The 19,868-nt window shown below is 39.1% G+C and carries 21 protein-coding genes and 2 pseudogenes; all 23 read right to left on the bottom strand.

Going from position 1 to position 19,868, the window contains the following annotated elements; genetic code table 11:
* Nucleotides 1-606 (bottom strand): O-methyltransferase (locus PX484_RS16315; protein ID WP_287767342.1); only part of this gene is annotated, 606 nt, incomplete at its 3' end.
* A gap of 366 nt (nucleotides 607-972) precedes the next feature.
* Complete coding sequence (locus tag PX484_RS16320) at nucleotides 973-1,710, bottom strand: Uma2 family endonuclease (RefSeq protein ID WP_002802990.1); 738 nt, start codon at nucleotides 1,708-1,710, stop codon at nucleotides 973-975.
* 121 nt (nucleotides 1,711-1,831) lie between these two features.
* Nucleotides 1,832-2,167: a DUF433 domain-containing protein gene (locus PX484_RS16325; RefSeq protein ID WP_287767341.1), complete on the bottom strand. Its 336-nt coding sequence runs from the start codon at nucleotides 2,165-2,167 to the stop codon at nucleotides 1,832-1,834.
* Nucleotides 2,168-2,308: 141 nt separating this feature from the next.
* Nucleotides 2,309-2,626, bottom strand: coding sequence for a hypothetical protein (locus PX484_RS16330; protein ID WP_287670736.1), 318 nt, complete (start codon nucleotides 2,624-2,626; stop codon nucleotides 2,309-2,311).
* A gap of 75 nt (nucleotides 2,627-2,701) precedes the next feature.
* Nucleotides 2,702-3,427, bottom strand: coding sequence for an FkbM family methyltransferase (locus tag PX484_RS16335; protein WP_287767340.1), 726 nt, complete (start codon nucleotides 3,425-3,427; stop codon nucleotides 2,702-2,704).
* A 171-nt stretch (nucleotides 3,428-3,598) separates the two neighbouring features.
* Complete coding sequence (locus tag PX484_RS16340; protein WP_287767339.1) at nucleotides 3,599-4,735, bottom strand: glycosyltransferase family 4 protein; 1,137 nt, start codon at nucleotides 4,733-4,735, stop codon at nucleotides 3,599-3,601.
* Between the two features lie 37 nt (nucleotides 4,736-4,772).
* Nucleotides 4,773-5,567 (bottom strand): class I SAM-dependent methyltransferase, encoded by a 795-nt coding sequence (locus PX484_RS16345; protein ID WP_287767338.1) that lies wholly within the window; start codon nucleotides 5,565-5,567, stop codon nucleotides 4,773-4,775.
* Nucleotides 5,568-5,588: 21 nt separating this feature from the next.
* Complete coding sequence (locus PX484_RS16350) at nucleotides 5,589-6,515, bottom strand: glycosyltransferase family 2 protein (protein ID WP_287767337.1); 927 nt, start codon at nucleotides 6,513-6,515, stop codon at nucleotides 5,589-5,591.
* Nucleotides 6,516-6,566: 51 nt separating this feature from the next.
* A complete protein-coding gene (locus PX484_RS16355; protein WP_287767336.1) occupies nucleotides 6,567-6,836 on the bottom strand; it encodes a DUF2283 domain-containing protein in 270 nt (89 codons plus the stop codon).
* A gap of 260 nt (nucleotides 6,837-7,096) precedes the next feature.
* Complete coding sequence (locus PX484_RS16360) at nucleotides 7,097-7,993, bottom strand: Uma2 family endonuclease (protein WP_287767335.1); 897 nt, start codon at nucleotides 7,991-7,993, stop codon at nucleotides 7,097-7,099.
* A 201-nt stretch (nucleotides 7,994-8,194) separates the two neighbouring features.
* Nucleotides 8,195-9,019 (bottom strand): Uma2 family endonuclease, encoded by an 825-nt coding sequence (locus PX484_RS16365; protein ID WP_287767333.1) that lies wholly within the window; start codon nucleotides 9,017-9,019, stop codon nucleotides 8,195-8,197.
* Between the two features lie 717 nt (nucleotides 9,020-9,736).
* Nucleotides 9,737-10,636, bottom strand: a complete 900-nt coding sequence (locus PX484_RS16370; RefSeq protein ID WP_287767332.1) for a hypothetical protein — start codon at nucleotides 10,634-10,636, stop codon at nucleotides 9,737-9,739.
* Between the two features lie 41 nt (nucleotides 10,637-10,677).
* Complete coding sequence (locus tag PX484_RS16375) at nucleotides 10,678-11,088, bottom strand: hypothetical protein (protein WP_287767330.1); 411 nt, start codon at nucleotides 11,086-11,088, stop codon at nucleotides 10,678-10,680.
* 199 nt (nucleotides 11,089-11,287) lie between these two features.
* Nucleotides 11,288-12,652 (bottom strand): hypothetical protein, encoded by a 1,365-nt coding sequence (locus PX484_RS16380; RefSeq protein WP_287767329.1) that lies wholly within the window; start codon nucleotides 12,650-12,652, stop codon nucleotides 11,288-11,290.
* Nucleotides 12,653-12,699: 47 nt separating this feature from the next.
* A complete protein-coding gene (locus PX484_RS16385; RefSeq protein WP_287767328.1) occupies nucleotides 12,700-13,899 on the bottom strand; it encodes a glycosyltransferase family protein in 1,200 nt (399 codons plus the stop codon).
* 144 nt (nucleotides 13,900-14,043) lie between these two features.
* A complete protein-coding gene (locus PX484_RS16390) occupies nucleotides 14,044-15,606 on the bottom strand; it encodes an oligosaccharide flippase family protein (protein ID WP_287767327.1) in 1,563 nt (520 codons plus the stop codon).
* Between the two features lie 26 nt (nucleotides 15,607-15,632).
* Complete coding sequence (locus tag PX484_RS16395) at nucleotides 15,633-16,778, bottom strand: glycosyltransferase (protein ID WP_288104788.1); 1,146 nt, start codon at nucleotides 16,776-16,778, stop codon at nucleotides 15,633-15,635.
* Between the two features lie 102 nt (nucleotides 16,779-16,880).
* Nucleotides 16,881-17,738 carry a hypothetical protein gene (locus PX484_RS16400; protein WP_288104790.1) on the bottom strand — a complete coding sequence of 286 codons (858 nt, stop codon included), beginning with the start codon at nucleotides 17,736-17,738 and terminating at the stop codon, nucleotides 16,881-16,883.
* Between the two features lie 83 nt (nucleotides 17,739-17,821).
* Nucleotides 17,822-18,199 carry a hypothetical protein gene (locus PX484_RS16405; RefSeq protein ID WP_288104792.1) on the bottom strand — a complete coding sequence of 126 codons (378 nt, stop codon included), beginning with the start codon at nucleotides 18,197-18,199 and terminating at the stop codon, nucleotides 17,822-17,824.
* An 84-nt stretch (nucleotides 18,200-18,283) separates the two neighbouring features.
* Entirely contained in the window at nucleotides 18,284-18,583 is a 300-nt protein-coding gene (locus PX484_RS16410; RefSeq protein WP_221275456.1) for a hypothetical protein, read from the bottom strand.
* 84 nt (nucleotides 18,584-18,667) lie between these two features.
* Nucleotides 18,668-18,988 carry a hypothetical protein gene (locus PX484_RS16415; RefSeq protein WP_002803018.1) on the bottom strand — a complete coding sequence of 107 codons (321 nt, stop codon included), beginning with the start codon at nucleotides 18,986-18,988 and terminating at the stop codon, nucleotides 18,668-18,670.
* Nucleotides 18,989-19,136: 148 nt separating this feature from the next.
* Nucleotides 19,137-19,736 (bottom strand): annotated as a pseudogene (locus tag PX484_RS16420) (Uma2 family endonuclease); the annotation flags it as partial.
* Nucleotides 19,737-19,868, bottom strand: a pseudogene (locus PX484_RS16425) (IS630-like element ISMae24 family transposase); the annotation flags it as partial.

The raw sequence follows: 19,868 nt of genomic DNA on the forward strand, positions 1-19,868 counted from the left end.
AATATCATTGGTTTGCAGGGATTCAAAAACAGACAAATCTACGGCTTCTACTTTCTGGGTAAGCAAACTAAATTCTAGAAAATCTTTACTAACATTAGCAAAGTCTTTTAAAAAATCTTGAGGATAAGGCTCGATCGAGATCAGTTGTGATTTTTGGGAATTTTCTATAAAATTCATTTTTAAAGCTGCGGCGATAATTTTAGTGCTACCACCTGAGCCAATTTCAATTATCCGAGACGGCTTTTTTTCTCTGACCATAGCATAGAGTACTTCTGCATCGCCACTAATGAGACCAGAACTATCTTCGGAATAACCAAATGCTGAAAAAATTTCTTTATTGTTAAATTCTAAAGCATATTTTTCTAGTAAATACTTAACCAGTTCAGTTTGCTTGTCTAGATGCCATTCAATTGAGCTAAGAGGCCTTTCTTTGCCCGCGTATGTCATAATTTCCTGACGGTTGGGTATGGGCTGATAAAAATGGTCAGTAATTAGGGTGTAGCCAATATTTCTTAAGAGGGGATTGAATATTTTTCTGGCTAGGGCAAATTTAATATTTTTCCTTCCCTGTTCGGTTTGCATACGGTTAAGTAATTTTTTTAACATTGTCAACCTTCTTTATACTACTAATATTTACTGTCATGTTTTGTCGTCAGAGCCAACTCGGAACTGGCATCCTTTATCAAACTATTACTAGCTGGTTGTTTCCTATTAAATCTTGACAAAATACTGCTGCGGCAGCCTGTCGCCCATAATGGGCAATTTAATTAACCGACCAGTTCAAGACCGGATTCAATGGGTATATTGGGTACATCTTACCCGATGATCAACTTCTTGTAAAGAAAATTTTTAATCAGCTAACACCAGAAAGCGAACAAGAGTTCTCTAAGGTTATTGGTTGTCTATGCTTGATGCTCCTATCCTATTAGCTTTCTGGAGAGTTCTTGTACTTTAGCCGGTCAATATCTAGATTTATTCTGGCAAATCCCCAAAACGCTCTCGATAGCGCTGGAGCAATGCTTGTAAATCCTCAGCCCGCATTCTTTCTTGTTCAGCCCGCATTCTTTCTTGTTCAGCCCGCATTTTTTCCTGTTCAGTTAGCTCTGACTCCGTGGGCAGTAAATCGCCGGCAAAAGTCGCCCAACGCAGCCAAACTGCCTCGACTCCCTTATACTCCCCTTGCCAGCGTACCAAAGTTAACCCTAGCCTTTGACTGAAAAATCTTTCTCCCGTCTCTAGAGATAATGGCTCGTAGTTGCCGTCTCTGAGGATAAAACCCGCCCAATCTTCAGGATTGAAGGGATCGTACCAGAAATATTCTGGCACTCGCAAACGGTCTTGATAGATGGCTTTCTTTTCAGTTTTATCCTGTTGAGCGGTACTTTCGGAAAGGAGTTCGATAACCACGTCGGGAGCTTTCCCTTCTTGCCAAACCACCCAACTTTTTCTTTCCCCTTTAGGAACCCCCAGGACAGCAAAGAAATCGGGACCGCGAAAGTCCTCGCTTTTTAACTGTGCGGCACTGAAATAAACGAACATATTGCCGCCTACATAGCCATCTTCCCTAGCAGCTAACCAGGGGAACAAGGCATCTATGAGTATATCCATCTGGAGTTTATGTCGTTGGGTTTCCATGGGAACGCCGTCATCGCAGGGCAATTCATCTTGGGTAGGCAGTGAAAGTCGAGAAGGGGCAATAGTTGAAGTCATCGGAGTCACGCTGGTGATGAGACTTAAGGAGCTTTTTCCTCTAGCATTGGGGAAAATATCTAGGGGCTAGAATTGAGATGGGGGCAAAATGTTATGGTAATTATAGCCTTCTTCTAGGAAATTAGTTTTTTAAGCACATATTGTAGGCTTGATCCGCCTTCAATTTTTGGTACAGCAAAGGACTCTTTTCTCTACAAGACTGTTGTAGTTCCTGAAACTCGGCTTCACCCTTTTTCAGATAGGCATCCACAAGCTCTCGATTGGCCAGATAGAAAGCGATCGCGCCATAAACCTGTTCGAGGGAAAGGAGTGGAAAATTTTGGGCAATGCTTTCGGGAGATTCTCCGTTCAAGAAAGAATAGACAACTGAATCAAGGGAGATACGAGTTCCTTTGAGCCAATATTCTTCGTCTCGTTGCTCGATGTACTGCTTTGTTGGGATGGAGGCTAATTTCATAGGAGTAATGTTGCTGTTTAGCTAAAAGGATAAGAAATCGCATTACCAAGCAGGAATACCATTGCTAGGACTAGGGTATAGATTTTTGGAGATGTCTATTTATTATGATGATATTAGCGTCGAGAACGATGAATTTGAGTCTCACTTGTCCAAATCCTTTCTCTGATTGGCTCTATCCGCTTCACACATCTGACGAAACTCACGAACAATATCGTCCTCGGAAATTCCCTTTTGACTTAACAGGTACTCAAATTGAGCGGCCACCGCTTGTAAGGCAGCGATATCGGCGCTTTTACTCCCCTGTTTAACGGGGAAATAGAACCCAACAGTATGACCGTGACGTAGTACCTCAACGGGAGTCTCACCGTATAGGTATTTAGGGAGTTCGCTCCGAAATTCTCGCACCCCAATTTTCTCAATGTCATACTTAATCCATAGTCTCTCTCGTTGTGTACGCATTGTGTACATACTGTAGCACTATTTAAGAAGGGATATCTACAAATAAATTTGCTCATGTTTTACCAGATTAAATTTTTAATCTGGTTTAAAGAAAATGCCATCCATCTGCAACATCCTCCCAGTTTTTTCGGCAGTAAACCCTGGTTCAATACCGTACAGTTCGTAACCTAATTTTTCTACGATATCAATCATTTCTTTAAACAGGACTTGACCTTCGTAGAGAGGGACTAAAGATAATTCAAGCTTAATGCCTTTAACCAAAGGCAAAATTGCAGTTGCTCCTTCTAGCACTTGTTTTTCCAATCCTTGCACATCTATTTTGAGAAAAATGGATTTAGTTTCGCTTTTGATATAGTCCTTGGCCAGGGTATCTAGCCTGCTCAATTTTACTGTTTCTGAACCAGAGTAAGCTGATTCGGGGGCAGATTCTAAGTGAGCATCCAGCATTGGCAAAGCTGAACTACTATAACTATTACCTGCAATATTGATGACAATCTCACCTTCTTGGTTGCCGATGGCAGTTTGGGGAGCAATTTCCCACAGAGGGTCTTTTTCACTGACAGCTTTTAACTGAGAGTAAGCACTTGACAGCGGTTCAAAGGAAACAATCCTCCCCGAATAGCCTAATTCTCGCAGTAATTTGGCATATTGCCCAATATTAGCACCAACATCGAATACTAAGTCAATGTTGTGATAGGCTAACAAGCGCTGCATTTTCGCCGCTTCGGATGTTTGGACATTGTATCTTTTTAGATCAACTCCTAAACTTCTGGCGAGTTTCTTAATCGTTTTTTTGAGCATGACAGATAGTTAATTAACCGTATATATGGTCGTAAGATTGCTGCTAGTGATTAGTGGATCAGAAAACTGCTATCAGAAAAGTCTATACAAACTCTGGCTATTTACAAATAAAACTTATAATAATTCTTGATCATAATAGCTTAGCATATTTTAGCAACTTTCTCGATCAAACTAAAGTAGTGAGGCGTAGATTGAGTGGGTTTGTTCTGCACATTTTTCCCAAGAAAAATTCTTTACCCTTGCCTTTCCTAATTCTACAAGCTTTTTTGTTAAATCTGAATCAAATAATACTTTTTCTAGCGCATTAGCAATACTCTCTATATCATAGGGATCGAAAAATTCGGCTGCATTACCAGCCACTTCTGGAAATGAACTTGTGTGGCTACAGACAACGGGACAGCCAAATGACATAGCTTCTAGGATTGGTATGCCAAATCCTTCGTATAGAGAAGGATAGACAAAGGCCGATGCTTGACTGTATAATTTTGCCAAAGTTTGATCGTCACCATTAATATGTAGAATTTTATTTTCACTTAGTCCTAAACCGTGAATTAAATTAAGTTCATCTTGAGAAAATTTCTTGCCTCCCGCACATAACAAATTGAAGTTACTATTAAGACTAGAATGGCTGGCATAGGCTTGAACCAATCTAGAAAAGTTTTTGTACCATTCTCGCTGTCCAACATAGAGAATGTAAGGATGATAAGAATTTTGCTTATATAATTTAGAAGTTACTGAAGGCTCAGAACTCAGAGAGTAACCATGATAGACCACAGCTATTTTTTGAGCATCTATATCAAAAATATTTATCAGATCTTTCTTGGTATTTTTAGAAACACAGATGATATAATCTGCTCGTTTAATTGCTTCTAATTTAATAGAGGAAAAGTCTTTTTTTCTTGCTAGGAATAAGTTAGCAGATTTAGGTGCAGAATCAGCGAATTTTTCATGAATCATATCATGTACTGTAATTACTTTTTTAGTTTTAGATGAATTGGCAGCAATGCTATTAAAACCGTAGTATGTTTCATGAAGAATATCAGGAGTATCATATTTTATCCAGACTTTAGATATTAGAGCGTTGATAAAATCTACAATCCTAGTTGTTTTAGGTATTGATGGTATTTTCCATCCATCAACTATATTGGGAGGACAATGCTTTAAATATTCATTTATATATAAACCCGCCAGGATTTTTACTTCACAATCGTCGAAGTTTGCCATTCGTGTAGATAACTCGTAAAGATACCGAGAAACTCCACCATATTTTTGAAAGGTAAAAACTTGATGATCGTAGACAATTTTCATGACATTAATTTGTCTGTAGTTATGTGATCTATTTTGTTTAAATTTGTTTTAAAATAATATCTCTATCTGAGAATAATTTGCTTTTCATTCGTTTACTAATATATTCATATAACAACTTAGAAAGCCTTCCAGATAAAATTTTGAATAATCGATTATTAATCGTTTTGCCAGTAAGGATATGCAAACCATAATTGCTAGTAGAATAAAAATTTAAGGACATTTGTTTTGCTAAGAAATCGAGAGTCTTGTGCTGAAAAAAAGATATGTGCTGACCTGTTTCATGGGCATAGTACCACCAATCATTTGGTGCTGGGGGAAGCCCATCAAAAAGCTGAGTTGAAAAGATCAAAGTTTTGCATTCTGTACTTTCAAGCGATTTGGATATAAATTCTACAGGATCATACAGGTGTTCAAGAACTTCAAATGCAGTAACTGCCGAAAAAGCATTGTTTGTATTACTAGCTTCAAAATAATTTGCGAATATATTTTGACAGTATAGATCTGACCAGTAAAAATCAAACCCTACATCTCTCATCAACCTTGTTAATAGTCCATAGCCACCTGCTATGTCTAAATATTTGCCATTTTTTTCAAATAAATAATACAAAATACAAGTTAATTTTTTTGATATAGTAATATTTCTCACTACTAATCCTGTATCTGTAGATGCTATGGCATTTTGATAGGCTTCTTCTAACCAGTAGGGTTTTTCAGTTTGCAGGAAACCACAATTTTGGCAGAAAAAGTAATCAACTTCATATTTTTGTAAAAGTTTGGCTCTAAAAATTTTTTCTCTGCCTGATTGACAAATTGGACATTTATTATTACTCATGATAGGTATTTTCCGTTAGAATTACTCTGCTTTTGTTATAATTCGCTTCAATCTATTATTCAATCTGGTAAATAGACTTAGATTATAATCATTTCTTTGAATAAAATCATCTGCCTCAACATGACGCAGCAAAAATAGAGGATGTTTTAACGGAAAATTCATTTCTTTAACAGGAAGATTTGCCACTCTACTTTTACTACCAATTGTATGAGTAGCATCTTCACCAAATCCAATATTACTAACTAAATTTACATTAGGAAGTATTGTTAGACCATTCTGGATCCAACAGGCAAACGTCCAAGGATAATCCCAAGTATCAATTTTACCATCATAAGCACTTTGAAAAATCTTCGTCCAGTATTTGACGGACTGACCTTCTCCTAAAATGTACTCAAGCCAGTTACCATCATGAATTTCTTGCCAGAGCTTCATTTTAACATCATAATATTGCCAGGCTCTCCTCCAACTTGCCCAACCCCAAATGTGATTATAGCGAGAAAAATAGTAACTGTACTCTGTGCGGTTTCTGCCCAACTGAAAATTATCCCCTGAAATAGCCATAATTCTTTTATCATCTCGATAATAATCAAGCAAGTCTTGGCAAAAGCGAAAAAAACTAGGATGTGGTAAGCAATCATCTTCAAGAATAATCACTTCCTCAACCAGGCTAAAAACCCAATCTAATCCACTCGATACCCGATTTTTACAACCTAAATTTAAATCAGAATAATTGCTCAATACCTCACAATCCCAATCAACGCCATCAACAATAGCACGAGCCGCCTTACACTTCTCAATATCATCGGCTTTATCCGGGCGCGGACCATCAGCAACCACTAATAACTTAGGTGGTTTAGCCTGACGAATGGCTTCAAATACCCTCGCCGTCGTATCAGGTCGATTGAAAATCAGTAAGGCGACAGGAGTGGTCAGTTGGAAGTCAGTCATAGACGAATTTACTGTTAACTCGTTGTATCCTAACCCATCCTGACCAAATTGTCAACCCATTTCAGGATTTTCAGAGCCATTAATTTTATTTTCACTATCTCCACTGTTAAAATCCGAAGCTTTCAAGACAGTTAATCCAACTAAGTCTCGATCTCTATAATGATAGATAATATTGTCTTCTAGCAAACTATCATTGGCTCTTTGAGGCTTACGAAAGCTAATAGATAAAACATCTGCTTCTTCATCATAATCTATCCAGATTCTTGAAGAAGGTGCGGTTAGCGAATAAGGAATTGATTTTAACAGATTGACTTCTGCCATAGGATGCCTCGCTTGATAATTTTTTCGCAGGAGGATGTCAAAAAAGCAGTTATGACAAATCCATCGTTCTTTAGTTCTTTATAGATGACGACCGCGTCTTTTCTTGAGATAACAGTTTTCGGATAATGTTTTAGTGCTATTAGCTCATCAGTCCATCCCTTAACAATCAAATCAGGTTCAGCAATAGTTTCTAGTACTATATCAATACATCCCGCCATGTAAGATACTTTCATGGCTTAGAAAATCCATTCATTATTTTCTCAATTTAACTGCCCGAATTGTTCCTGGTAACGAGCCAACAAAGCTTCTAGTTCTAGAACTCGCTGCCGTTCTCTTTCTGCGCGTTGAGCTTCCTGCTCGGCGCGTTGGGTTTGCTGCTCGGCGCGTTGAGCTTCTTGTTGGGCGCGTTGGGTTTCCTGCTCGGCGCGTTGGGTTTCCTGCTCGGCGCGTTGAGCTTCCTGTTGGGCGCGTTGGGTTTCCTGCTCGGCGCGTTGAGCTTCCTGCTCGGTAGGAGTCAGTATCCAATTGCCGTCTCGTCCGTACCAGCGCAGCCACAACCGCTCAATGCCTTGACAATTTCCTGCCCAAAGTCCCAATCCCAATTGTACTTCCTCTAGCCACAACTGCTGGTTTTCTAGTCTTAAAGGCTGATATTTTCCTGATTTTAAGGTAAATGCCTGCAATTGGTTGCTGTAGCGATCAAACACCACGTAGTAGGGAATGCCTAAAATTCGTTCGTAAACTTCCCACTTGGTGGGAGGTTGGTTGATTCCCCGCACGGTACGCCCTAAATCTTCTGCTTCCGTTCCAGGAGAGAGTAATTCGATGGCGATGAAGGGAACAATTTCTTCCTGCCAAATCACATAACTCAGGCGCAATTCCTCTCCTTGGTACAGCCGCGAGACTCCCAAAGCGGCAAACCAGTCCGGCCGCTTGTACCACTGGGGATGGTAAGGGTCGTAGTAGAGATTTAGATCGCTGGCGATAAATATTTGTTCGGCAGGATAGTTAGAAGGTCGAAAGGTCTGGCGCAATAATTCGGGTTGGAAGAGATGAAATTCGTCAGGCAAGCCAGGTTCCTCCTGGTTTTCGCTGGGGAGGTCGTACATGGTTGGTAACATTTCTTTGGGTGGAAGGGACGGCGTTCTCTGGTACATGGGGGGAATGTTGCTAGTTTGGTGTTTAGTTTAGCAAGATAATATGGCATTCATGTCAATTTTAGACCCCTGAACGCCGCAAGCCTTGATGCACAATAAATCGGAACAGTCGTCAATTCCCCGTTCTCCATTGGTGAAAATGCCGATTCAAAAATGAACTACCCCACCAGGAGAGTCTTACCAAAATCCGCCCAGAGGAAGTTAGAGACTTTCGGGATTAATCCCCAATTCCCTGAGTTTAGCCGCCAATCGCTCGGCTTTTTCTTCGGCTTCCTCAGCTTTCTGTTGTGCTTCTTCAGCTTTCTGTTGTGCTTCCTCAGCTTTCTGTTGTGCTTCCTCAGCTTTCTGTTGTGCTTCCTCAGCTTTCTGTTGTGCTTCCTCAGCTTTCTGTTGTGCTTCTTCAGCCAACTCTCGCGGGGTTGGTAACAACATTCCATCTAAAGTTGCCCAGCGAATCCAGACGGTTGTTACCCCTCTATATTCTCCCTGCCAACGAACTAAAGCTAATCCCAAACGACCACTGATTAGCCATCCTTTCTCGTTGGGTTGCCGCGGTTCATATAGGCCATCAACCAAAACAAATTCGGCAAAATCTTCAGGGTTAAAAGGATCGTACCAGAAATATTCAGGGACTCGTAACTTATCTTGATAAATCTGTTTTTTCTCGGTTTTGTCTATTTGGGTGGTACTTTCCGAGAGCAGTTCAATCACTACATCGGGAGCTTTTCCCTCTTCCCAAGTAACCCAACTTTTTCGCTCCCCTTTTTGTACACCTAAGACGGCAAAAAAATCAGGTCCTTTGAAGTCTTGATTTTTAAGTTGTGCTGTACTGAAATAGACGAACATATTGCCACTGGCATAACCATCTTCTCGTTGGTCTAGCCAAGGTGATATACTGTCTATTAACAGATCCATCTGCCATTTATGCCTTTGAGTTTCCATGGGTACTCCATCATCGCAGGGAAGTTCATCTTGCGTGGGTAATGCAGTTAACTGCATCGGTTGACTAAGCGTCAGAGTTTCCATATTTTTGTCCTATATTTTGGGTTTAGTTATTTAGATTTACTAGATTTTTTGCCCTCTTTCATGCAAATGTTACTTTAATTGACTGGCTATAGCAATTCTAAATGATTCGTGAACAGGCAGGGGGCTTAAGCCCCTTGTTCAGCTACCCGTTGTCAAGGGTTTAGGGGATTACTATATGTTATATCACAATTCTAGGCTAAGACGCATTTAAGTAGAAATCATCATCCAAGAGCTGCTCAATTGAAAAAGGATAATTGATTTAATCTCTTCTTTTGTCACGACTTTTCTGGCAGGTAGTATCTTTAGTCCTATTATATCAAAGGCGATTGCGGCTCTCAGTGCCAGATATAGATGCCAAGTTTATCAAACATATCTTCTACACTTTGACAACTTACCATCTCTTCCTTTCGGTCAGTCTTTTCAAAGGTTTCTGCGGTTGTTCTGTGAGAGATGTCAACCGCAAAAGGAAGCCACTTAATTTAAGGCAAAATTTTGGCAAAATAAGGTGATTGACGCGGCGTTTATCGATCCTAATTGTTGAAAAATTTCTTCAAACATTTCCTTTAATTAAGACTCAAGATTAGCTGTTATTGACATTTTATTTGTCAGAGTAAATTGCAAGAAAAATCGCTTCTCAGTTAATTGTGGCTCCTGTACAATTTTTCAGCTTCAGTACAGGACAAAAAGCTTAAAGATTGCTTTGTGTCTATTTATTAATTACTCAAAGAAAATGCCCAGACCATTCTTTCTAATATGTGAGTAAGCACCAAAAGCAAACCCCAACCCGAAGTAATGTGCGCTAAAATAACCTCCACTGGTTAATAGCCATATTGACCATCCAAGCACACCTGGTAGAACAGTTAGCAAAGCCGTGCATTTCTTGGAATCAAAAGCATAGGGGTTAAGCAATGCCTTACTATATAAATAGGGTATCTTAATATAGAAGAAGAATATAACGAGAAAAAATAAAGGTAATCCTCCCTTGAGGAGAAAAGTCAGAGGTCCTATATGAAGCCAATTTATTTCCATATCTAAATTCCAACCTCTGCGTATAGGATTAATAAAAGTAGCACCTAGACCTTTACCAGCTAAAAAATCTAGGTCTTGTAGATTTCCAATTACAAAAGAAGCCTCTTCAATTCTCTCTTTATTTGAAGAGCTAGATTCATCAGTAAAAGCTCTCTCATATAGTAAACTACTCTGGAATAACTGTATCAGATCAATATTGATAATATCGAACATTATAACAGTAAATATAAAAATAGTAAAAGATATTAAGATAAACTTTAGCAAACTTAATGACATAGATGGTTGAGGCTTAAGAACCATAGTTTTGCTACATAGTCTATACAATAATAAGCTAAAGCCAGAAAAAATTAAGATAACTAGTAAGCTTAGAAAAGCACCTCTAGATGCGGCTATGAATCCACCAAAGTATAATTCTAAAAAGACTAATCCTAACATTGAAATTACCCAAAACCATCCCAATCTGCATAAAATCACTATAGAAATACCAGTGGGTATCAAGCTTGCAGCTAAAATGTCCATTACCCCACCTGCTACTCTTGTTTCTGTTCCTATCCTCGATATTGTACTTATGCTTTCTTCCGCTAACATAGCTTCAATACTTATCTGAAAAGCTTGGTAGATCATGCAAGCTAAAAAAACGCATAAGCAGTAAGTTGAAACTTTGGAGAATAGGATTTGGAGAGAAGGAAGAACATAGCCATTCCAACCCATGGATAGATAAAAATAATCCACTCTTTGTACATCCAGTAAATTTCATTACCAGAGATCCAGCCTATCAAAATATACAAAAATAAAGCAGACCCATATAAAATTCCTATTTTTCCCAAAAGCAACTTTCTAAACTCTTTTTCAATCAAAAATGCCGATGCTAGGGAAAGTAAAACTCCCCATGTTGGCAGAGAAATAATAAATTTAATGATAACCTCAGTTTTTCCCAACCAAGCATACACAAGATCATTAAAATTAAGTAGAAGCAAACTGATATAGAAAATCAAAGTAGCGATGAGTTTATTAACTAATTTATTCTCTCTATTGTTCATTTTAGTTTATCTTCTATGTAATAGTTTCCATAAATTAATTTTACACAAACTCTAAAATTTTCTGAAAAGCAGAGCTCAATTGCTCGATTGAATGCAGGTGTCTATACCCTTCAAAATCTGGCTGAATAGAAAGACTGCCTGTGGAGAGTTCCTCATGCAATCTTTCTAAGATGCTAACACACTGAGACACACTTCACTCCTAAAAATTAAGACCGTATTTTTTAATATGCAGATAAGCACCAAGACTAATTCCTAGTCCAATAAAACTAGATACTATGAATCCACCATAGATTAACAGAATCACTGCCCAGGCAAAGATACTTGGCAGGACAATTAGTAAAGCAGTACGATTTCTATCATCAAAAGCGTATGGTCTCAGTAATGCCTTGATATATAACTGAGGAAATTTTATATATAGAAAATAAACACATAAAAGAAATAATGGCAATCCTCCCTTGAGTAAAAAAGTAAAAATTCCTATATGAAAAGAAAAAGCCTGGTAGCCCACACCAACAGGCGACCAATAATTAGCACCTATCCCCCTTCCGAATAGCCACTCAATATCTTGCAGGCTCTCAATCCCAACAATTGCTTCACTGATTCGCTCTTCATTTGAATTACTCGCATCATCAGTAAAAAATCTCTCGTAGATCAGGGTATTTTGGAAAAATGCTACGATGTCAAAAATAAAGTCACTGAAGACGACAATAATAATAAATGCGGCAATCAATAAAAATATTGAAGTTAAATGCCTCAACAGTAAAGAAGATGACGGAGGTGTGATTATACCACTAGAGACTCTGTAAAATAGAGTTAATGCGGAAGTAATCACTACATTAAGCAAGACTAGCGCCGCAGATCTTGTTGCACCTAGAAATACTAAAGAATAAACCATGAGCAAGACTAATCCCCAGATAATAATTGCCCAAATCAGACCAGCTCTATGGAATACTCCTATGCCAATTCCAATTAATATCATCGCTAATGGTAAAAAGTTAACTGCTTCCCAATCTATTGCTCTAATACTCAGTCCAGCTTCATTAACTCCCAGCCTTAGAGCTGCCTGCCATATATAATTGTATAGCAATAAACATACAGAGATTGTAAGAATCATCAAATTTAGTTTGGCATAATGAGACTTGACAATAAGGCGAAATAATCCCAAACCATAAATGAGATACAGAAAAATCAATAGATCGTTTTTAACAAAATAAATATCATTCCCAAAAAGCTGCCAGCCTATCAATGTATAAATGAACAATACTGCTAAGTAGATAATGCCTAGCTTGCCAAAAAGCAAACGTCGAAAATCTTTGTCAAAATAAAATGCCGCCCCACAAATAACGCTTATTGCCATAATTGAAATGCCAGTGGGTACATTTCTTAATGCTACCCCACGCTCCTCTAAACCAACTCCTGATTTAACAAAATCAGCATACAAAAATAAAAATATACCTAAATAAAGACTTATATTAATAAAAATCTCACGAATGAAATATGCGAACTCAGATTTTTTATTTTTCTTAGAAATTTCCATAATTGGCGAAAATTGAAGATTACTCATTTTCAATTACTAATGAAGCAAAGTTTTGGTTGGGGAATAGCAATTTGTCAAACACATTCCAAAATTTTCTGAAAAGCAGAGATCAATTGCTCGATTGAATGCAGGTGTCTATACCCTTCAAAATTTGGCTGGATAGAAAGATTGCCGGTGGAGAGTTCCTCATGCAATCTTTCTAAGATGCTAACACACTGAGACACACTTCCTCCTTCAATCCCATAGCCAAGATTAAACTTCTCAACCCGTTCGCCCATACAGTAGTTTTTGCTGGCGATTACAGGTTTCTGAAAGATTGCTCCTTTAGTCAGGATGTTGCTACTGTAAGGAAAATTTTCATAGGCAGCATACAGGACATCGCATACCTGAACAACGGCATTAAATCCTGACCCGTCAGGAATCGAATTCCAGTAAAAGAAACAGTTGTCTGGGTTGGCTTTGACAATCTCCTCAATTTTCGCCAGTTCTGCGGCTGTAAATGCTGGTTCAGCCAGCCTACCTGCAAAGACAAAAAACCAGCGATCGCTCACTTGTTGAGAAACTTCCAGAAGCGTAAGTGTTCCTTTCCGCTTATCTAGAGATCCCAACAAACCAATGATCTTCCTGCCAGCAGCTTTAGCACGAATTTTTTGGGCAATCTCAAAGCTCATATCGGGTGGCGATTCATCGGTGATATCAGTTAAGACGACTACCGGCTTATTAAGCTTCTGTTGTAACTTGTCAGCAATACCTTCGTCTAGCACGGCCACTACTGGACAGTGGGAAGATTTTAGCACTGATAAGGGATTTAAGATGCCGTGGCGCATCCACCGCAGTTTTGGTGGTATCCGTAGGTAGCCAGGTTGAAAATAAAGCCCTGACCAAGGATAGGGAAAGATGGTGTCGGTGATAGCAGGAATTAATCCTAAGTATGTATCAAGCCAGGCAAAAAAGGTGATATCGGGGGCTTTGCCTAGCTTTGAGGAAATTTCTTGGATACTCTGGGCGACTCGTTGCCAGCGGGCTACAGCCATTGCTCTCGCCTGCAACTGGCGACCGGAAAACTGACTTGGCGAGGGTTCATGCAACTCAAAGGAGTGAAAGTTACTTGCCAACTCTGGACAGTGGCTGGCAATCCACAGGTTCATCTCTTCCGGTTCGGGACACAGAGAGATTACTTCATTTCCTAGGTCCAGTAGCGTCTTGGCGAAAAACTTCAGGTAGGTAGAGTGGTGGCCCCCCCACAAGGTATCCACTAGGGCGATGGTCTTCAAGGTTTTTAACTCTGCTCCTTATACTTCTGGGATACAGCGACAAATCTAATTTTAATCTCCAGGCTATCGCTCTTGTCACTCTTCTTTAAAAGAATTTTAGATTTTTCACGTTCTTGCTACTTGCTACTCTCCATATTCAAAGTATCAGAATGGTTTAATACCCAATAAACGAAAAACTAATTTTTCGGAAATTCCTAACTTTCCCAAGACTAATGACATCGCTCTTCCTAAAGTTTTTAGGCGATCTATACCGCCAAAATAAGTGACTTCAAGACGAGGGATAGATAAGATTGCCACTATATAAAAAACAATCATTGTAGCAATTTGTATTCCAGGATTTGCTTTTAAAACAATGAGTATAACATGAAAGCAACAAGCTACGACCATTAACAACAAAGACGAGTATAGAGGGTTAATTAACCAACGACAAAAAGTAATCCAGTAGATTTTAGGCTTAAGACGACGAGACAAATAAATTGTTCCAGCCAAGGTCATTAGCTGTCCTAGCACCGCATATTGGAAGCCAAACACTAAAGCAAATATAACAAAAAACGGCAGATAACCAAGCCCGATAATCATGTGATATATCCAGTTGCCTTTTGCATCTCCCTTGCTCAGTCCTAAGAAAAATTGTACTATCGCATTGCCATGAATATAGCCTACCCAACAGAAAATAAACAACTGAAAACTAGCTTTGCTAGAAAATTCGGCATTGACCATAATAGTCAATAAGGCTGGACCTGCAATAATCAGTCCTGAATAGACAAAACCTGCAATTAACCCAATAAACCAGCGCAAGCGGTCTTCTATTTGTTCGGCTACCACTTCTAATTTATCTCCTTGAGCCGAGAGCATGGGAAATAGATAAGAAGACTGTCCATTTAAAATTGCATGAACTTGCACATATATGTTTTGTGCAAAAGTATAGAAAGGCAAAGAACTACTACCAAATACAGATGTTAGAAATATCTTATCAAGTCCCCATAGTATGCCTGCAAGCTGAGTTAGATAAACCCATTTTCCAAACGACCAAAGCTCAATAAACATGGCTTGATGCCAGGAAGGACGTGTCAGAAATCCAAGGATTTTAAAAACTATAAAACCAGTACATAAACAATTCAAGCAAGACAAGGCTAACTGAATTGTTGCCAAGGTTAAAATATTAGGAAAGGCTTTCAAAAAAGTGATTCCCAAAATACCATTGGCTAACATAAAAGTAGTATTCAGCTTAGTCTGCCAGTCAAATCTTTGAAGAGAACTCAGAAATATACTAAAATAACCGGTGATTTGTTGTAGCAAAAATACCAATCCTAGTAATATACAGTAGAGGCGAGCTAAATCAGGATTGCCCTCATATTTGCTCCACTGAACAATCCAAGGAGAGCCAAAAGTAAAAAGACAAAACCCAAGCAATCCAAAAGCCAAAGAAGTTGAAAAACAAACACCGGCTATTTTCTGAATTTCCTGAGAATTATTTTCTTCATAAGCGCGACTGAGCAATCGCATTGCGGCAGTCCCCAGTCCAAATCCACTCAAGGTGTTATTAATGCCAACAATAGCAGAGATCGCAATGGCAAATCCAGCTTCCGCTTCACCCAACCAACGAATAGTTAAACCTGCCAACAGAAACCCCAAGATCGCTGTCATCAAAGAGCCGATGCCAGTCCAGGTAGAGTTAGTTACTGCTTTAGAGAGAAGATTACTCAATTTTCTAATACCAAATAGAGAATTACTTAAAGATGGAGAAACTCCTTGACTGCAGGCCAGCGAGATTTAAAGGTATGACAGGTCTGCATTAAAGCTAACGTATTGTATCGGAGCCGATCTAGTTCTCCTGGAATAGTATAGAGGTTAATCAGAGCTTCTGCCATTAGATCTGGGCGATACCGGGGTACAATAATGCCGTTAAAGCCGTTGTGGATGATTTCACGAGGGCCAAGAATGTCAAAAGCGATTGGAACACAGCCTAGAGCCATAGCTTCAAGAGGGGGTAAAGGTCCGCCTTCTCCCCAAAGAGCATCCTTGCCAATATTCATAGTCAGAAAAACTTCACAGGAACGCATCTTTTCAAGAACCTCTTCTTCAACACCTTGGATTTGGCAAAATTCTAACTCAAGACCTTGTTTATGGACAGCATCTTGAATAATCTCTAGATAGGTTTCTGTATGAAGACCTTCGTTCATATAACCAACCCGATAAGACTGGCATTTTTCTGAAATGGGAAACCATTGAGACTGATCGACCAAATTAGGAAGCAGAACGCAGTGGCGTTGAAAATGAGCCATGTGCCAAGCCTGTATCGTTCGAGTAATTGCAGCAGTGTTGCGGATTTTTTTTCGATAGAGATTTGCCAGAACTGGAAAATGGTCGTGTTCAGTCCAACAGAGTTCCATATCCCAAAAGTAGAGAGAGGGACTATTTTTAATAAAAGCTTCAGCAATTGCCCAAGAAGTAACACAACGGATATTCTGGTTATATGTTATCAAACGGTTATAGTCATCCATCGAGATGTGAGGCTGATGATCTAGAAGCCAAGAATCATAACTTCCATCATAAGTCACTACATAAGCTTCATATCCCTGCTCTCTTAATAACTTAACTAGATAGTTGAGTTCTTTAACGCCGCCATTAAACTTACCATGACCAGGAGCATCTGCACCACGACAGAAAGACGCAAAAACCAGAGGTTTACTAGCTGGCTCGGCAAACTGTTGAATAACTACTTTTTCCTCAGTTTCAGATATATCTTTTAGGCTTTTGTTGGCAATTCCAAGTTTAACAGCAAAGTTTCTTAATGCTTGAAATATATCGGTATTTTCAGGAATCAGTATTATTGCTAAATCCTTAAGCAATGAGGGGACTAAGGGAGTAGCTGCCAACCTGATTCGAGCGAGAACATTGCGAGTTCGCCAAAAAAAATTAATCATCAGTTAAACCTACCTATGTTTTTACTTATTGATTGATTGTTCCTAAAAATTTGCCTATTTGTGAGCAAAATAGGTAACTATCCCAATTTGGTGTTTATGCTCGTGACTTCCTAGCCAGCCATTCAAGAAAATTGTCGTATTATTGAGGTTATTTTGATGATAATGACAGCTTAACTCTTGGCAAATCATCTTGAATGATTCTGTCATTTCTCCACCTAAATCATCCCAAATCATAATAAACTCTTCTTGGTCAAGCAAATCATATTTTTTGAGCATATTATATTCATGTATTAAAGCTTTCGGATCATGAAACGCATCAGAGAATATAATATTGAATTTCCTTCCAGATAATTTTTTCCAAGAATTCTCGTCAAATATATCGCCGCTAAGATAGTATATTTGATTGTGATGGTAATCGTATTCAATCAGAGAAGATTTGCCTGTCTTCAAAGAGTTAGCCATTGTATCCCATTCAATGTAATAAGATGTTTTCTTGAAAAATTGCTCCAGAGTAGGATTGATTTCTTCAATATCAAAACCAATCATGACACTGTTTTCTAAGAAACTAGCGGCTTGGAAAAAATTCTTGCCAACAGATACTCCCAACTCTAGATAATTAACTGGTTTTTTGAGAAAGCGGCTGAGATATAGAATCGCATCAGTATATGTAATCTGGCTATTTATTTCTCGATCAATTAGTTCTTTTGAACTTAAAGGAAGACCATAATGAAATACTGAATTGTTGTATGTCTCTTCGTCAATCCACTGGTTGACTTTTTTAAGAGTTTCTCGATTAAACAAAATAACATGAGCTATCTCTGATCTGGGAAGTAGTCTTGACACCGTGATAAAATTATCGACTTTTCGATTTATTCTGCCAATAAAAGAAGTTATTTGCTTTAGCATCATCATAATTTATCCTTTCATTTTTTAGTTTTACTGACTGCGTAAATTATATACACACATATACTGGCCGTCAATTTTCTCAGATACTCTTAATCTCCTGGTTTAATTTGCCGAATCAAATAGCGAACTTCTGACAGTAAAACCTCAAAACGCTTGTCTGACTCTTCCTGTCTTTGCCTGATTTCGGCAATTTCTGCTTGCCGAGCTTCATTTTCTCGTTGTTGCTGTGCCGCAATTTGCAGTAGAGCGTTTGCCGTTAATCTTACCCCTTCTACTGAATCTTTAACTTCCGAAACTGATTCTCGCAATTCCGAAACTGATTCTCGCAATTCCGAAACTGATTCTCGCAATTCCGAAACCGAGTCTTTGACTTCCGAAACCGATTCTCGCAATTCCGAAACTGAGTCTGCCAATTCATCTAGCATCTCATCTGTCCATCTCGTCCGTTCCCCATCCCGTTTTGTCATGGCTTGTTTTTCTCCCTTCTCAGTTTCAATAGCTGCTTAAATTGTGGGTAATTATAGACGCAATCGCCGCTGGTTTTATCAAGCTTATGATTGATTCTCTGGTTTAATTTGCCGAATCAAATAGCGAACTTCTGACAGCAAAACCTCAAAGCGTTGGTCCGACTCCTCCTGTCTTTGTCTCATTTCATCCATATTACGCTGTTGCTGTGCTGCGATTTGTAGCAAAGCTTGTGCCGTCAATCTTACCCCTTCTACTGAATCTTTGATGTCCGAAACTGATTCTCTCAATTCCGAAACTGATTCTTTAATTTCGGAAACTGAGTCTGCCAATTCATCTAGCATCTCATCTGTCCATCTCGTCCGTTCCCCATCCCGTTTTGTCATGGCTTGTTTTTCTCCCTTCTCAGTTTCAATAGCTGCTTAAATTGTCAATAATTATAGACGCAATCGCCGCTGGTTTTATCAAGCTTATGATTGATTTTCTGGTTTAATTTGCCGAATCAAATAGCGAACTTCTGACAGTAAAACCTCAAAACGCTTGTCTGACTCTTCCTGTCTTTGCCTGATTTCGGCAATTTCTGCTTGCCGAGCTTCATTTTCTCGCTGTTGTTGAGCAGCTATTTGTAACAGTGCTTGTGCTGTCAATTGTAACCCTTCTACTGAATCTTTAACCTCTGAAACTGATTCTCGCAATTCCAAAACTGAGTCTTTGACTCCCGAAACTGAGTCTGCCAATTCATCTAGCATCTCATCTGTCCATCTGGAGTGTCCGGCCGAGCTTCTGGTCATGGCTGGCTTTTCTCCTTTTTTAATAACTGCTTACAATTCATTTATTATCGACGCAATCGCCAGCAATTTCCCAACATATTTCCTCTCTAAGCATAACAGTTGCCACCATAGCACACAATCAGCTAAATTGTAAAGCTGTATAGATTCTTCATTCAGCCTCCAGGTCAATTCCCATTGCCTTAAGTTGCGCCGCCAATCTGTCTGCCCTAGCTTTTTCTCCCTCAGCCCGCAGTTCAGCTTGTTCGGCTCTTTCCCGCTCCTGTTCAATCCGTTCACTCCCCCACAATAGTAAATTACCCGATTGATCCCACCAGCGCAACCAATAAGCTGTCATCTCCGCTTTTTTCCCCTGCCATACTCCTAGAAATAAACCAATTTCTGCCAGCCAGTAACGATAATTTTCATCAGCTTTCTGTAACTCATACTTCCCTGATACTAAGCGATAAACTTCTAATTCTCCGCTTTGTGGTTGAAAAATAATATAGACAGGTACTTGTAAGATTCGCTCGTAGAAATACCACTTGCCATAGGGATAGTGGGGATTGATAGAATACTCCCCTCCCTCCGTTTCTGAGATGAATTCCATGACAATTGCTGGTACTTCCCCTTCTGCATGAGGCGTGTAGCTGCGGCGAATTTCTCCTTCTCGGATAGGTGCTACTGCGGGTACATAAACCCAATCGGGAGCTTTTACTACTGTCTTACCGCTAACGGTGGCGCAAATGCCAAAATTAGCAGCAATAAGTACCTAGGCAAAATTAATTACATACTCGCCTCCAAAATTGTCCAGCACTTTTTTAACGTAAGCGAGGAGGCTCTTTCGGTCTTTATAGGCGCTAAATTCAATCCATTCATATTTTAAAAATCTCCATAATATTTC

This window comes from Microcystis sp. M49636_WE2 (assembly GCF_030065375.1).
GTDB classification, from domain to species: domain Bacteria; phylum Cyanobacteriota; class Cyanobacteriia; order Cyanobacteriales; family Microcystaceae; genus Microcystis; species Microcystis aeruginosa_C.

Excerpts from the sequence above, each read along its gene's own strand:
- PX484_RS16320 (WP_002802990.1), bottom strand. The coding sequence starts at position 1,710 with ATGACTTCAACTATTGCCCCTTCTCGACTTTCACTGCCTACCCAAGAT.
- PX484_RS16325 (WP_287767341.1), bottom strand. The coding sequence starts at position 2,167 with ATGAAATTAGCCTCCATCCCAACAAAGCAGTACATCGAGCAACGAGAC.
- PX484_RS16330 (WP_287670736.1), bottom strand. The coding sequence starts at position 2,626 with ATGCGTACACAACGAGAGAGACTATGGATTAAGTATGACATTGAGAAA.
- PX484_RS16335 (WP_287767340.1), bottom strand. The coding sequence starts at position 3,427 with ATGCTCAAAAAAACGATTAAGAAACTCGCCAGAAGTTTAGGAGTTGAT.
- PX484_RS16340 (WP_287767339.1), bottom strand. The coding sequence starts at position 4,735 with ATGAAAATTGTCTACGATCATCAAGTTTTTACCTTTCAAAAATATGGT.
- PX484_RS16345 (WP_287767338.1), bottom strand. The coding sequence starts at position 5,567 with ATGAGTAATAATAAATGTCCAATTTGTCAATCAGGCAGAGAAAAAATT.
- PX484_RS16350 (WP_287767337.1), bottom strand. The coding sequence starts at position 6,515 with ATGACTGACTTCCAACTGACCACTCCTGTCGCCTTACTGATTTTCAAT.
- PX484_RS16355 (WP_287767336.1), bottom strand. The coding sequence starts at position 6,836 with ATGGCAGAAGTCAATCTGTTAAAATCAATTCCTTATTCGCTAACCGCA.
- PX484_RS16360 (WP_287767335.1), bottom strand. The coding sequence starts at position 7,993 with ATGTACCAGAGAACGCCGTCCCTTCCACCCAAAGAAATGTTACCAACC.
- PX484_RS16365 (WP_287767333.1), bottom strand. The coding sequence starts at position 9,019 with ATGGAAACTCTGACGCTTAGTCAACCGATGCAGTTAACTGCATTACCC.
- PX484_RS16370 (WP_287767332.1), bottom strand. The coding sequence starts at position 10,636 with ATGTTAGCGGAAGAAAGCATAAGTACAATATCGAGGATAGGAACAGAA.
- PX484_RS16375 (WP_287767330.1), bottom strand. The coding sequence starts at position 11,088 with ATGAACAATAGAGAGAATAAATTAGTTAATAAACTCATCGCTACTTTG.
- PX484_RS16380 (WP_287767329.1), bottom strand. The coding sequence starts at position 12,652 with ATGAGTAATCTTCAATTTTCGCCAATTATGGAAATTTCTAAGAAAAAT.
- PX484_RS16400 (WP_288104790.1), bottom strand. The coding sequence starts at position 17,738 with ATGATGATGCTAAAGCAAATAACTTCTTTTATTGGCAGAATAAATCGA.
- PX484_RS16405 (WP_288104792.1), bottom strand. The coding sequence starts at position 18,199 with ATGACAAAACGGGATGGGGAACGGACGAGATGGACAGATGAGATGCTA.
- PX484_RS16410 (WP_221275456.1), bottom strand. The coding sequence starts at position 18,583 with ATGACAAAACGGGATGGGGAACGGACGAGATGGACAGATGAGATGCTA.
- PX484_RS16415 (WP_002803018.1), bottom strand. The coding sequence starts at position 18,988 with ATGACCAGAAGCTCGGCCGGACACTCCAGATGGACAGATGAGATGCTA.